The 13824-nt window shown below is 64.6% G+C and carries 12 protein-coding genes and 1 tRNA gene; 7 read left to right on the top strand and 6 right to left on the bottom strand.

Going from position 1 to position 13824, the window contains the following annotated elements; all coding sequences use genetic code 11:
* The first annotated feature begins 6 nt into the window (after window positions 1-6).
* Entirely contained in the window at window positions 7-867 is an 861-nt protein-coding gene (locus OKW37_RS17235; RefSeq protein WP_429405074.1) for an alpha/beta fold hydrolase, read from the top strand.
* Window positions 868-1010: 143 nt separating this feature from the next.
* Here the strand turns inward: OKW37_RS17235 and OKW37_RS17240 are convergent, their stop codons facing one another.
* Window positions 1011-1283, bottom strand: a complete 273-nt coding sequence (locus tag OKW37_RS17240; RefSeq protein WP_429405072.1) for a hypothetical protein — start codon at window positions 1281-1283, stop codon at window positions 1011-1013.
* A 145-nt stretch (window positions 1284-1428) separates the two neighbouring features.
* Between OKW37_RS17240 and OKW37_RS17245 the strand changes: the two genes are divergently transcribed.
* On the top strand, window positions 1429-3546 hold the full coding sequence (locus OKW37_RS17245; RefSeq protein WP_429405070.1) for a phosphocholine-specific phospholipase C: 2118 nt from the start codon (window positions 1429-1431) through the stop codon (window positions 3544-3546).
* 108 nt (window positions 3547-3654) lie between these two features.
* Here OKW37_RS17245 and OKW37_RS17250 read toward each other — a convergent pair whose 3' ends face one another.
* Window positions 3655-4035, bottom strand: coding sequence for a DUF5594 family protein (locus OKW37_RS17250; RefSeq protein WP_090800962.1), 381 nt, complete (start codon window positions 4033-4035; stop codon window positions 3655-3657).
* Between the two features lie 49 nt (window positions 4036-4084).
* Window positions 4085-5749, bottom strand: a complete 1665-nt coding sequence (locus OKW37_RS17255) for an acyl-CoA synthetase (RefSeq protein WP_429405068.1) — start codon at window positions 5747-5749, stop codon at window positions 4085-4087.
* A 322-nt stretch (window positions 5750-6071) separates the two neighbouring features.
* Between OKW37_RS17255 and OKW37_RS17260 the strand changes: the two genes are divergently transcribed.
* Window positions 6072-6938 (top strand): hypothetical protein, encoded by an 867-nt coding sequence (locus OKW37_RS17260; RefSeq protein ID WP_429334949.1) that lies wholly within the window; start codon window positions 6072-6074, stop codon window positions 6936-6938.
* 10 nt (window positions 6939-6948) lie between these two features.
* Here OKW37_RS17260 and OKW37_RS17265 read toward each other — a convergent pair whose 3' ends face one another.
* Window positions 6949-7857, bottom strand: coding sequence for a LysR family transcriptional regulator (locus OKW37_RS17265; RefSeq protein WP_429405065.1), 909 nt, complete (start codon window positions 7855-7857; stop codon window positions 6949-6951).
* 126 nt (window positions 7858-7983) lie between these two features.
* On the opposite strand from OKW37_RS17265, the gene OKW37_RS17270 reads away from it, so the two are divergent.
* From OKW37_RS17270 to OKW37_RS17285, 4 genes are read left to right on the top strand one after another with little or no spacing between them, the layout of a single operon-like run.
* Window positions 7984-10104, top strand: a complete 2121-nt coding sequence (locus OKW37_RS17270; protein ID WP_429405064.1) for a 3-hydroxyacyl-CoA dehydrogenase NAD-binding domain-containing protein — start codon at window positions 7984-7986, stop codon at window positions 10102-10104.
* A 30-nt stretch (window positions 10105-10134) separates the two neighbouring features.
* Window positions 10135-11340 carry an acyl-CoA dehydrogenase family protein gene (locus OKW37_RS17275; protein ID WP_429405062.1) on the top strand — a complete coding sequence of 402 codons (1206 nt, stop codon included), beginning with the start codon at window positions 10135-10137 and terminating at the stop codon, window positions 11338-11340.
* A gap of 12 nt (window positions 11341-11352) precedes the next feature.
* Window positions 11353-12504: an acyl-CoA dehydrogenase family protein gene (locus OKW37_RS17280; protein WP_429405060.1), complete on the top strand. Its 1152-nt coding sequence runs from the start codon at window positions 11353-11355 to the stop codon at window positions 12502-12504.
* Window positions 12505-12521: 17 nt separating this feature from the next.
* A complete protein-coding gene (locus tag OKW37_RS17285; RefSeq protein WP_429405058.1) occupies window positions 12522-13157 on the top strand; it encodes a lysozyme inhibitor LprI family protein in 636 nt (211 codons plus the stop codon).
* Window positions 13158-13252: 95 nt separating this feature from the next.
* On the opposite strand, the gene OKW37_RS17290 is transcribed toward OKW37_RS17285, so the two are convergent.
* Window positions 13253-13329: transfer RNA gene (locus OKW37_RS17290), tRNA-Pro, on the bottom strand.
* Between the two features lie 75 nt (window positions 13330-13404).
* Window positions 13405-13821: a MerR family transcriptional regulator gene (locus tag OKW37_RS17295; protein ID WP_184021872.1), complete on the bottom strand. Its 417-nt coding sequence runs from the start codon at window positions 13819-13821 to the stop codon at window positions 13405-13407.
* Window positions 13822-13824 lie beyond the last annotated feature (3 nt).

Raw genomic sequence — 13824 nt, forward strand, 5'->3', positions numbered from 1 at the left:
TCATTGATGCAGAACCGAGGTACCGCCCCTGCCACTTCCTCCGCGAGTGCCGCCAGCCGCCTTGCCGAACTGCCGGCGAGCGCGTCGCATGGACCGCTGCGCATCGAGTACCGCTGGGTCAACGAGCAGGCGAATGCTCAGCAGGACGATTCGCCGATGGCGGTATTCCTGCACGAAGGTCTCGGCTCGATCGCAATGTGGCGCGACTGGCCGCAGACGTTGTGCGCGCGACTCGGCATGCGCGGGCTCGTCTATTCGCGGCCAGGCTACGGACTCTCGACAGCGCGTGCGCCTGACGACAAATGGCCGGTCGATTTCATGACCGCCCAGGCGCGCGACATCTTCCCCACCCTGCTCGACGCGCTCGATGTCGACCTGCGGCAACGCCAACGCATGTGGGTGATCGGTCATAGCGACGGCGGCTCGATCGCGCTGCTGTATGCGGCGCTGTACCCCGATGCGCTCGCGGGCGCGGTCGTGATCGCGCCGCACGTATTCGTCGAAGACATCTCGGTGCAAAGCATCGCCCAAACGAAGCAGCTTTACGAAATCACCGATCTTCGCGCGAAGCTCGCCCGCTATCACGCGGACGTCGATTCCGCGTTCTACGGCTGGAACGATGTCTGGCTCGACCCTGCGTTCAGGCGGTGGTCGATCGTCGAGGCGCTCGCGCCGATCCGTCGACCGCTACTCGCGATCCAGGGCCACGACGACAACTACGGCACGATGGCGCAGATCGACACGATCGCCGCGCGCGTGCCGCACGCCCAACTCGTGAAGCTCGACGCATGCGGACACTCGCCGCATCGCGACGCGCCCGCCGCGCTCAACGACGCCATCGCGGCGTTCGTGCGCGCACAACGATAAGCGGCGCCCGTCTGTTACCGATACTTCATAAAAATTACACGGATCGGCGATTATGCTGCTGCATCGCTGACCTCGGCACATCGATTGCGAGGCATCCCTTCCCCGCCCGGAGACAGTGCCATGCCCTTCGTGTCGAAGCCGGTTCATGCGCCCCATCGCAAACGTTTGACGAGCGCCATCGCGGTGATCGCGCTGTGCGCGCTAGCGGGAGCGTGCAGCGACGACGCCCCGCCCGCCGGCACGAATACGATCAGTTCAACCGACCATTCCGCCGCTAACCCCGGCGACCCATCGATCGCCCCGCCGCCGGCCGACTCCGCGCCGCCGACGCTGACGATCCAGACACCGGCGGCACCCGCATCCGAAGCCGGCACGGCGCTGTCCGCCACCTCGCCGCCGCTGGTCAGCCCCGTCATCCATACCGTCGATTGAGAATCGCACCGCGCGCGGCGGCTAGCCCGCCTTCGCGCGTCCGACGCAGCATCGCCGTTTCAGTACCGCAATTTGTCGTCCCCGTGCCTTTTTCCTCCACCGAAGATCAAAGCCACCACCGCCCCAACCATGACCTCAAACAATCGTCGTGATTTTCTGCGCTCGGCCGCGCAAGCCGCCGGTTCCTTCACCGCGTTGAGCATGCTGCCGCCGGGCATCCGCAATGCGCTCGCGATTCCGGCCAACAACCGGACCGGCACGCTCCGCGACGTCGAGCACATCGTCGTGCTGATGCAGGAGAACCGTTCGTTCGACCACTACTTCGGCACGCTCAAAGGCGTGCGCGGCTTCGGCGACACGCGCGCGATCAACCTCGCGAACGGCCAGCCGGTGTGGTATCAGCCGCAAACCGCCGATGCCAGCGGTGCCAGCTACGTGCTGCCGTTCCGTCCGAGCGCGCCGAACCTCGGCCTGCAATTCCTGCAGGATCTCGCGCACGACTGGAGCTCCACGCACGCCGCATGGAACGGCGGCCGCAACGATCAGTGGGTACCGTCGAAAGGCGCGACCACGATGGCCTACCTGACGCGCGACGACATCCCGTTCCACTATCAGCTCGCCGACGCATTCACGATCTGCGACGCCTACCACTGCTCGCTGATGGGCCCGACCGATCCGAACCGCTACTACATGTGGAGTGGCTGGGTCGGCAACGACAGCAGCGGCGGCGGTCCGGTAATCGACAATTCGGAACTCGGCTACGGCTGGTCGACCTACCCCGAAGTGCTGCAGAACGCGGGCATCTCGTGGAAGATCTATCAGGACATCGGCACCGGGCTCGACGCGAACGGCTCGTGGGGCTGGACGCAGAACGCGTACATCGGCAACTACGGTGACAACTCGCTGCTGTATTTCAATCAGTACCGCAACGCGCAGCCGGGCAACCCGCTGTACGACAACGCGCGGACCGGCACCAACGCGGTCAACGGCGACGGCTACTTCGACATTCTGAAGCGCGACGTGCAGAACGGCACGCTGCCGCAGGTGTCGTGGATCGTCGCGCCCGAAGCGTACAGCGAGCATCCGAACTGGCCGACCAACTACGGCGCGTGGTACATCGATCAGGTGCTGCAGATCCTCACGTCGAACCCGGACGTGTGGAGCAAGACCGTGCTGCTGATCAACTACGACGAAAACGACGGCTTCTTCGATCACATCGCCGCACCGTTCGCGGCCGCGTCGAGCGCGAACGGTTTGTCGAGCGTCGACATCACGCACGAAATCTATGCGGGCGACGCGAAGAACGTCGCCGGGCCGTACGGGCTCGGACCGCGCGTGCCGATGCTGGTGGTCTCGCCGTGGTCCAAAGGCGGCTACGTGTGCTCGGAAGTATTCGACCATACGTCGGTGATCCGCTTCATCGAAAAGCGCTTCGGCCAGCAGCACGATCTCGGCGAATCGAACATCACGCCGTGGCGTCGCGCGGTGTGCGGCGATCTGACCTCCGCGTTCAACTTCGCGAATCCGAACGCGTCGGTGCCATCGCTGCCGGGCACGAGCGGCTACGTGCCGGCCGACCAGAACCGTCACCCGGACTACGTGCCGCAACCGCCGACGGTGCAGACGGTGCCGAAGCAGGAAGCGGGCGTGCGCCCGGCGCGCGCGTTGCCGTACGAACTGTTCGTGCGCGTCGACGAAGGCTCGAACGGCAAGCTGACGATGCGCTTCGTCAACACGGGCCGCGCGGGCGCGGTGTTCCTCGTGTACGCGGCCAATAGCGCCGACGCGCCGCGCAGCTATACCGTCGAAGCGGGCAAGCATCTGCAGGACGCGCTGCTGCTCAACGCCGACGGCAGCTACGACTTCAGCGTGCACGGGCCGAACGGCTTCCTGCGCCGCTTCGCGGGCAAGGTGGTCGCACGGAACTGGTGGAAAGGTTCGGACACCGCACGGCCGGCCGTCGCCGAAGGCTACGATGTCGCGAACGGCAATCTGCAACTGCGGCTCGAGAACGTCGGCAGCGCGCGTTGCCAGTTCACGATCGTCAACGCGTACGACGCGAGCCATGTGATCAAGCGTTCGGTACGCGGCGGCGACACCGACAATCTGTACCTCGATCTGCGCAACGCATACGGCTGGTACGATCTCGCGATCACCGTCGATACGGATCCGACGTTCGCGCGCCGCATCGCCGGTCATGTCGAGACGGCAAACAACAGCATGAGCGATCCGGCGCTGGGCGGCTGAGCGTCGCTGTAACCCAACGCTGCAAAAGCAACGGCCGCTGGCTCTTCGAGCACAGCGGCCGTTTTTCATCCAGCTCTCGAACGCAAGCCCGCAATCGCGCGCGCGCGTCTACGATTCGAAATCGAGCCCGCCGATCAACGTAACCGGCTCACCCTGTGTGTGCGTGGAGAAATCGAGTTCGCGCGCCTGGGTCCACGCATTGAGCTTGCGCGGCAGCGCGGCCAGATATCTGGCGAAACGCGTCGCGCCCTGCTCGCCCATCAGCCTTTCTATTTCGTCGCTGTCCCAGGTCAGATACAGATTCAACGGATGCGGGTAATGGCCGAGCTCATCGAGCGGCGTGGCGTGAATCCGCACGCGGGTGGGCTGACCCTGTTCGCCATGCGGCAACACGTCGGTGTGCACGGTCTTGGCGATACACGCGGCGATCGCCTCGGCAATGCGCGGCGCGAACTCCTGGTCGAAACGCATTGCACTCTCGGGGCGCATCCAATCTCTCCGCTGTGATTCCCATCGTGGGTTGGTCATCGTAGCAGACTCAGTTTTTCGCCGGTGAGATCGCGTCCGGACCGTGTGTCACCGCCTCGCGCAGCGTCTTGCGGATCACCTTGCCGGTGGCCGTCATCGGCAGGCTTTCGACGAAGCGAATCTCGCGCGGATATTCGTGCGCGGCCAGACGCGTCTTCACGTGCTGCTGGATCTCGCGCACGAGTGCATCGTCGCCGACGAAACCCGCTTTCAGCACGACGAACGCCATCACGATTTCGGTGCGCTCGCGATCGGGGGCGCCGACCACGGCCGCCATCGCGACGGCCGGGTGACGCAGCAGCGAATCCTCGATCGACGCCGGCCCAATCCGGTAACCGGCGCTCGTGATCACGTCGTCGCCACGACCGACGAAGCGAATGAAGCCGTCCGCGTCGCACGTGCCGAGATCGCCGGTCAGCAGAAACCTGCCGCGGAATTTGTCGTTGGTGGCCGCAACATTCCGCCAGTAGCCGAGAAACATCACCGGATCTGGCGCGGCCACCGCGATATCGCCGATCGCGCCGGGCGGCAACTCGTTGCCGGCGGCATCGACGATCGCGACATGGTGCCCCGGCACCGCGCGCCCGATCGCGCCGAAGCGCGGCTCGAACAGCGCCGCGCACGACGACACCACGACGTTGCACTCGGTCTGCCCGTAGAACTCGTTGATCGTCACGCCGAGTGCGTCGCGCCCCCAGCCGATCAGTTCCTCGCCCAGCGATTCGCCGCCGCTCGCGACCGATTGCAACGCGAGACGCAGATGAGCGGGCCGCTCGACGCCGCGCATCATCTTCAGCGCGGTCGGCGGTAGAAACGCATGGGAGACCGCGTGACGCGCGAGCAGATCGAACGCGGCGTGACCGTCGAATTTCGCAAAACGGCGCGCCAGCACCGCGACGCCGTGATGCCACGATGGCAGCAGCACGTCGAACAGCCCGCCGATCCACGCCCAGTCCGCGGGCGTCCACATCAGCGTCGCGCGCGCGGGAAAGCCCTGCTGCGACATCTCCACGCCGGGCAGATGCCCGAGCAATACGCGATGCCCGTGCAACGCGCCCTTCGGTTTTCCGGTCGTGCCCGACGTATAGATGATGATCGCCGGATCGTCCGCGGCGGTGTCGGCCGGCGTGAACTCGGCGCAAGCGCCATTCAACGCCTGCCAGAACGACCGCACGGGCGCGTCCGATGCTTCGTCATCCTGCTCGATATCGACACTGAACACGTGTCGCAACCCGGGCAGCGCGCCGCGAATTTCGGCGATCTTTTGCACGCCGGCGTGATCGGTGATCAGCGCGAGCGCGCCGCTGTCGCCGAGCCGATGCTCGATCGCGTCCACGCCGAACAGCGCGAACAGCGGCACCGCGACCATGCCGGCCTTGTAGGCCGCGAGATGCGCGATGGCCGTTTCGATCGATTGCGACAGAAAGATGCCGATGCGCTCGCCGCGCCGCGCGCCCGCCGCGAGCAGCGCATTGGCGAAGCGGTCGGACAGGGCTTTCAGTTCGTCGAACGTATAGCGGGTCGCGCGGCCGTCGGCGTCTTCGTAGATCAGCGCGAGACGCCCCGAGCCATCGGCCCACTTGTCGCATGTGTCGACGCCGATGTTGTAGCGCGGTGGAATACGCCACGCGAATCTGGCCGTGAGCGAATCGTAAGTCTCGCCGTCGAGGTTCATCGGGTCTCCTGGATATCGTCGTTGTCGCTGCATGGCGTGATGCATGGTCCGTCGCTTGCTGCCTCTGCGCGCATGGCCGGTGTTCCGCAGTTTAGCCCACGACCTTGCGCACCCGGTTGATGCATTGCCGTGCGCAACTGAATTCGCCAGATACGACATAGTCCCGCTCATAATCGCCCACTCGTTGCGCTGAACTCAGCGTTTTGCGACAACTCCTGTGCGATTCAGGCCCTTTACATCTGACCTGTGCCGTGCCCGTCTAGGATCGTTACACAGGTTCGGCGCGCATGTTGCGCCGCATGATCGCTACCCTGGATGACATATGCGCAAGGCAAGGTTTGCATCGTTCTGGCATGGCCCGGAACTTTCTCCCTACGAGATCGCCTGTCTGAATTCGTTCACGCTGTACGGCAGCGAGGTCGCACTCTATAGCTACGAGCCGATCGACACTCTGCCGCCCGGCGTGATCGCGAAGGACGCGACCACGATACTGCCGCGCGACTCGCTGAACGACTTCCCGATTCACGGCGTGCCGTCGATGCAGCATTTCACCGACTATTTCCGCTTCGTGATGTTCACGAAGACCGATGAGATCTGGGTCGATACCGACATGCTGCTGCTACGCGATTTCGATCTCAACGCCAAGGGCGACCTGATCGGGCGAGAGACCTCATCGAGCATCTGCACGGCGATGCTGCGGCTCGACCCGGATCAGCCGCGCTTGCACGAATTAATCGAACGTGTCGAAGCAATGAAGGGCACGGCACTGAAGTGGGGCGACACGGGCCGGCGTCTGTTGACCGCCGTCTACGGCGTGAAGGCGGGTCTTCCCGAAAGTCTGTTCTATCCGGTGCATTTCAACGATTACTACAAGGTGTTCCTGCCGCGCTATTTCGACGAGTGCGCGGCGCTCTGTTCCAATGCGTACACGCTGCATCTGTGGAACAACCGGGTGGTCAAGATGGGCCTGTTCAAGCGCATCGGCCCCCCCGTTGGGTCGCTCCTGCACCACGTGTTCGAGCAAACCGGCGCCAACACGCTGTTTCGCGAGTTTTATCCGGCGAGCGTGATGCAGGCGATGATCGACAACGCGGTGGGCAAAGTCGGTAGCGACGAAGGCGTGCGCAAGCTGCTGCGCGTCGGCGTGCCGATGGTCACGACGGCCATCGCGCGCAGACTCGGCGCCTGAGTTCGCAGCTTCAGTTCGCGCCGCCCCTGCCCGAGCCCTGCGCCTGCTCCAGCACGAAGTCGATGAACGTCGCCGCCGCGCGCGTGTGATGCCGATTCGGCATGTACAGCATGTACATGTGCGTGCCGAAGATGCTGAGCCGCCAGGCATCGAGCGCGGTCAGCACGGCGCCGAGCTTCAGATCGTCCTGCACCACGTAGTCGGGCACGAGTCCGACACCGAGACCGGCCAGCACCGCCTGGCGCAAAAATAGAAAGTTTTCCGAAATAATCGTCGGTTCGAGCAGGACTTCATGACGCTCGTCGCGCAGATACGCGGCGAGCCGCAACTGCTTGCCGATCACGGCCGCGGTAATCAGCGGCGCGGTGCGCAGGTCGTCGAGCGTCGCGGGCAGGCCGTGTGTCCGCGCGAATTCGGGGGATGCGCAGGCCACGTACCGGACTGGCCCCATGTCCCGCGCGACGAGGTTTTGCGGCGGCTCCGACATCACGCGCACCGCGATGTCGATCTCGTCGCGCATCAGATCCTCGACGCGGTTCTCGAACATCACATCGAGCACGATTCCCGGATACAGCCGCTTGAACGCGATCAGCCAGTCGGACATCACGAGCTGGCCATAGCCGCTCGGCACGCTGAGCCGCACGCGCCCCTGCAGGCTCTGGCCCAGTGTCGTCACCGACTCGCGCGCGGCCAGCAGCGCGTTGCGGATCGTGCGGCCGTGCTCGTAGAGCCGCAGACCGATCTCGGTCGGCTCGACGCGACGCGTGGTGCGTCGCACCAATTGCAGGCCGATCGAACGCTCGAGCTGATTCAGGTGATAGCTGACGTTCGCGCGGCTCATCTTGAGCCGGCGTGCCGCTTCGCTCAGATTGCCGGCGTCGAGGATGTCGACGAGCAGGGTCAGCGAGTTGACGTCCATCGCCCAGTCTTTGTCAAAATAATTTTGACAGTCTGTCAATCAACGGTGTCATTGTCAATGAACGTTGACCACTCCAGAATGGGACGATCCGGCGCGCCTCGCCATCCTCAAACGGAGACACCTACGATGACCCTTTCCTCCTCAGCCGACGTCGTCACGCGCGAATTGCACGGCAAGGTCCTGCTCGTCACGATCGACCACGCGCCGGTCAACGCGCTATCCGCCGACGTGCGGCGCGGCCTGCTGGCCGCGATCGAAGCCGCCGACGCCGACCGCGCGGTCGAAGCCGTGCTGATCGTCGGCGCGGGGCGCAATTTCATCGCCGGTGCCGATATTCGCGAGTTCGGCAAGCCGCCGGTGCCGCCTTCGCTGCCGGACGTGTGCAACCGCATCGAGGCATGCACGAAACCCGTGATTGCCGCGCTGCATGGCCCGGCGCTCGGCGGCGGGCTCGAAGTGGCGCTCGCCGCGCATTACCGGATCGCCGTCGACGGCGCGAAGCTCGGCCTGCCCGAAGTGCAGCTGGGTCTGCTGCCTGGCGCGGGCGGCACGCAACGCACGCCGCGTCTGATCGGCGCGCCGGCGGCGCTCGACCTGATGCTGAGCGGCCGTCACGCGAGCGCGAAGGAGGCGCTCGCGCTCGGCCTCGTCGACCGTCTCGGCGACAGCGGCGACATCCTCGCCGAAGGGCTCGCCTACGCGCACGAGCTGCTCGCCGCGCACGCGCCGGTACGCCGCACGCGCGACGCCGCCGCATTGATCGATCGCGCCGCGAGCCGCGCCGCCGTCGCGAAAGCGCGTGACGAAACCGCGAAGAAAGCGCGCGGCCTGTTCTCGCCGCTGAAAATCGTCGATGCCGTCGAAGCCGCGATCGAACAGCCCTTCGAGGAGGGCTTGAAGCTCGAACGCAAGCTGTTCCTGCAATGCCTCGACAGCCCGCAGCGCGCCGGCCTGGTTCACGCATTCTTCGCCGAGCGCGAAGTGCTGAAGGCGCCCGAAACGCGCGACGCGAAACCGCGCGCGCTGGAGGCGATCGGCGTGATCGGCGGCGGCACGATGGGCGCCGGCATCGCGGTCGCAGTGCTCGACGCGGGGCTGCCCGTCACGCTGATCGAACGCGACGAAGCGGCGCTCGCGCGTGGCCGCGCGCACATCGACAAGGTCTACGACGGGCTGATCGCCAGGGGCCGCCTCACCGCTGAGAAGAAAGCCGCGACCATGGCGCGCTGGAGCGGCAGCACGTCGTACGATGCGCTTGCTCACGCCGACCTCGTGATCGAAGCCGTGTTCGAAGATCTCGACGTCAAAAAGGCCGTATTCGCCGAGCTCGATCGCGTCTGCAAGTCCGGTGCGGTGCTCGCGACCAACACGTCGTATCTGGACATCGACGCGATCGCAGCCAGCATCTCGCGCCCCGCCGACGTAATCGGACTGCACTTCTTCTCGCCCGCCAACATCATGAAGCTGCTCGAAGTCGTGGTGCCGAAGCAGGTCAGCGCCGACGTCGTCGCGACCGCGTTCGAGTTCGCGAAGAAGCTGCGCAAGACGCCGGTGCGCGCCGGCGTGTGCGACGGCTTCATCGGCAATCGCCTGCTTGCCGTGTACCGCGCCGCAGCGGACGCGCTGATGGAAGACGGTGCATCGCCGTATCAGATCGACGCGGCGGTGCGGGCGTTCGGCTTGCCGATGGGCCCGTTTCAGGTGGTCGATCTCGCGGGCGGCGACATCGGCTGGGCGGCGCGCAAACGCCGCGCGGCCACGCGCGACCCGAACGCGCGCTACGTGCAGATCGCCGACCGCCTGTGCGAGCGCGGCTGGTTCGGCCAGAAGACCGGCCGCGGATTCTATCTGTACCCCGAAGGATCGCGCGGCGGCATGCCCGATCCCGAAGTCGAGGCGATCATCGACGCCGAGCGTGCGCGCGCGGGCATCACGCCGCGCAGCTTCACCGACGAGCAGATCATGCGCCGCTATCTGGCCGCGATGATCAACGAAGGCGCGAACGTCGTCCACGAAGGTATCGCGCTGCGCCCGCTCGACGTCGACGTGACCCTGCTGCACGGCTACGGCTTTCCGCGCTACCGCGGCGGTCCGATGAAATACGCGGATAGCGTCGGCCTGCCGACGATTCTCGCCGACATCCGCGAGTTCGCGAAGGAAGACCCGCTGTTCTGGCGGCCGTCGCCGCTGCTCGTCGATCTGGTCGAGCGCGGCGCGGATTTCGCGAGCCTGAACACGACGGCCTGAACCACCACGAACACTGACGGAACGACTGCGATGGATCTGAACTTCACCTCCGAGGAAGAAGCGTTTCGCGCCAGCGTGCTGGCGTTTCTGCGCGACAAGCTCCCGCGACGTCTCGCCGGCAAGGTGCACGGCGGGCGGCGTCTGACGCGCGGCGACATGGCCGAGTGGCACGCGATTCTGAACGCGCAAGGCTGGCTCGCGAATCACTGGCCGAAAGAGTACGGCGGCCCGGGTTGGAGCGCAGTGCAGAAATTCATCTTCGAAAACGAATGCGCACTCGCCGGCGCGCCACGCGTCGTGCCGTTCGGCGTCAACATGCTCGGGCCGGTGCTGATCAAGTACGGCAGCGAGGCGCAGAAGCGTCACTGGCTGCCGCGCATTCTCGACGGTTCCGACTGGTGGTGCCAGGGCTATTCGGAGCCGGGCGCGGGCTCCGATCTCGCTTCGGTCAAGACGACGGCAGTGCGCGGCAAGGACGCGCAGAGCGAGCACTACCTCGTCAATGGCCAGAAGACGTGGACCACACTCGGTCATTACGCGAACATGATCTTCTGCCTCGTGCGCACCGCGACCGACGTGCGCAAACAGGAAGGCATCAGCTTTCTGCTGATCGACATGAACACGCCGGGCGTCGAAGTCCGGCCGATCATCACGCTCGACGGCGAGCACGAGGTCAATGAAGTGTTCTTCACCGACGTGCGCGTGCCGGTCGGAAATCTCGTCGGCGAAGAAAACAAGGGCTGGACCTACGCGAAATATCTGCTTACGTACGAGCGCACCAATATCGCCGGCGTCGGCTTTTCCGTCGCCGCCTTCAACCGTCTGCGCAAGATCGCCGCGACACAGCTGCGCAACGGCCGGCCGCTCGCCGAGGATCCGGCGTTCGCGGCACGCATGGCGCGCGTCGAGATCGATCTCGAGAACATGACGACGACCAATCTTCGGGTGATCGCGGCCGTGGCGGGCGGCGTGCCCGGTGCCGAGAGTTCGATGCTGAAGATTCGCGGCACCGAGATCCGTCAGGAGATCTCGTCGCTGACGCGGCGTGCGATGGGCGCTTATGCGCAGCCATTCGTCGAGGAAGCGCTGCACGAAGGCTTCGACGGCGTGCCGGTCGGCCCCGACGAAGCCGCGAGTGCCGCGTCGCAGTACTTCAATAATCGCAAGCTGTCGATCTTCGGCGGCTCGAACGAAATCCAGAAGAACATCATTTCCAAAATGATCCTCGGACTGTAAGAGGCGCACGTCATGAATTTCCAGCACACCGAAGAGCGCCGCATGCTGGCGGATACGCTGAATCGGTTTATCAGCGAGCAGTACGGCTTCGCGACGCGCGATGAAATCGCACGCTCGACGCAAGGCTTCAGCACCGAATTGTGGGCACGCTTCGCGGAGCTTGGCGTGATCGGCGCACTGTTCGACGAAGCGAGCGGCGGTTTTGGCGGCGGCGGGTTCGATATTTCCGTGGTGTTCGAGAGCATCGGCCGCGGGCTCGTCGTCGAACCGTTTTTCGATACGCTGGTCGTCGGCCGGGCGATCGCACGCAGCGGCAGCGACCTGCAGAATGCGGCGCTGGGTTCGTTGATCGACGGCTCGCGGATCGTTGCGCTCGCGCATGGCGAACCGGACAGTCATTACGAGCTTGCCCGGGTCGCGACGACGCGCGCGCGCCGCAGCGTAAATGGCAACAGCGGCGTGTGGACGTTGCACGGCGCAAAGGCCGTCGTTCAGCATGGCGAGCATGCTCAGGTGTTCCTCGTCTCGGCACGCACGAGCGGCGAGGACGATGCCGAAGCCGGCATCACGCTGTTTCTGGTGCCGAGGGACGCGACGGGTGTGAGCGTGCGCGGCTACCGCAAGATCGACGGAGGACGCGCGGCCGAAGTGACGTTCGACGACGTCACGCTCCGCGACGACACCGTGCTCGGCTCAGTGGATCACGGCTTTGCGACGCTCGAATATGCGCTGAGTTGCGGCGTGCTCGCGCTGTGCGCGGAAGCGGTCGGCGCAATGGACGTCGCGAAAGACTACACGCTCGACTATCTGCGCACGCGCAAGCAGTTCGGCGTGCCGATCGGCAGCTTCCAGGCGTTGCAGCATCGCATGGCCGATTTGCTGCTCGAAATCGAGCAGGCGCGCTCGGCGGTGATCAACGCGGCGGCGGCGCTCGACGGTGAACGAAACGCGCGCGAGCGCGCGGTGTCGGCGGCGAAGTACAGCATCGGCCGGATCGGCACGCGAGTCGCGGAGGAATGCATCCAGTTGCACGGCGGGATCGGTATGACGTGGGAACTGCCGCTCGCGCATTACGCGAAGCGGCTCGTGATGATCGATCATCAGCTTGGGGATGAGGATCATCATCTGGAGCGGTTTGTGGCGTTGGGGGCTCAAGGGCGGTGATTCGTGTGCGCTTGCGAATGCGAACGCGTGCCGGTGACAAGTCTGCCAGATTGCACTCGCCAATTCTTGAGGAACTGAGCCTGCCAAACGAATCAAAAAAGTTGACCGATGCCGGATGGACTGCATTGCGGATGCACGAGGGCGCTGTCCTTCGCTACGACAACGACGTAGCGAACAATTGCACCTTCGGGATAGGCACGCCTGCGTACTTTGGCCGATGCACCAATGACGAAATGCGGCGACCGGTGACCTTGGCAGATGTCGACGCTCAACTCGCAACAAGGGCAACCGCATCCAATCCAGCCGACGTTATCGCAACCCGCAGTGGACTGCCCGCCAGTGAGGTCGACGCGGCCCTGTCGCATTGCGACGCGAATCAGATGAGCATGAATCTGTGCGCGTGGCGCGATCAGATCGTCGCGGAGCAGAAGCTGGAGCAGGTCGTCAAGGGCAAGGCCGCGGTGTCGGCGAGTTGCCAAGCGGCGATCGAGAAGAGGCTCACCGCGTGGAAAACGCGCCGTGACGCCAACTGCAAAAAATCGGCTTCTCGAGAATGGGGCGGCGGGTCGATGCTGCCCACGGCGGTCGCGATGTGCAAGACAGCCGAAACCGAGCGCATAAGCAAAGCAATCGAGGCTTCGGGATGCAGATGAGCGTGGGCGAAGCGTTGACAGCGGGAAACGCTGCCCCGCGCGACGGGCAAGAAAAAAGGACTTACGGCTTTCACCGTAAGTCCTTTTGATCTTTTTGGTCGGGGCGAGAGGATTTGAACCTCCGACCACCTGCACCCCATGCAGGTACGCTACCAGGCTGCGCTACGCCCCGAACAGAAGAAAATTATAACAGACACTTCATTCGATTAGAACCGCTCGACACGAACAAAGCGAACAAGTCCATGAACTAGTGGCCCAGCAGATCGATTACGTTCTGCAGTTCCTTGCGTAACTTCTCGACATCGACCGCAACCGTTGCCGCCGATGCCTGCACCTGACCCGCGACTCCGGCGGTAGCCTCACCCTCTTCGACCACCGCATCCGGCCCACCGCCGCCATGCGAATCGAGCCGGTTGCGCGCCCCGTTGATCGTAAAACCCTGCTCGTACAGCAACTCTCGAATCCGCCGGATCAGCAGCACCTCGTGATGCTGATAATACCGACGATTGCCGCGCCGCTTGACCGGCCTCAACTGGGTGAACTCCTGCTCCCAGTAACGCAGCACGTGAGGCTTTACCCCACAAAGTTCGCTGACCTCACCAATCGTGAAGTACCGCTTCGCCGGAATCGGAGGCAAGACGACTTTTTCGATCGTCGCTGTCATCGT

The organism is Paraburkholderia sp. MM5482-R2, from assembly GCF_050436125.1.
Lineage (GTDB): Bacteria > Pseudomonadota > Gammaproteobacteria > Burkholderiales > Burkholderiaceae > Paraburkholderia > Paraburkholderia tuberum.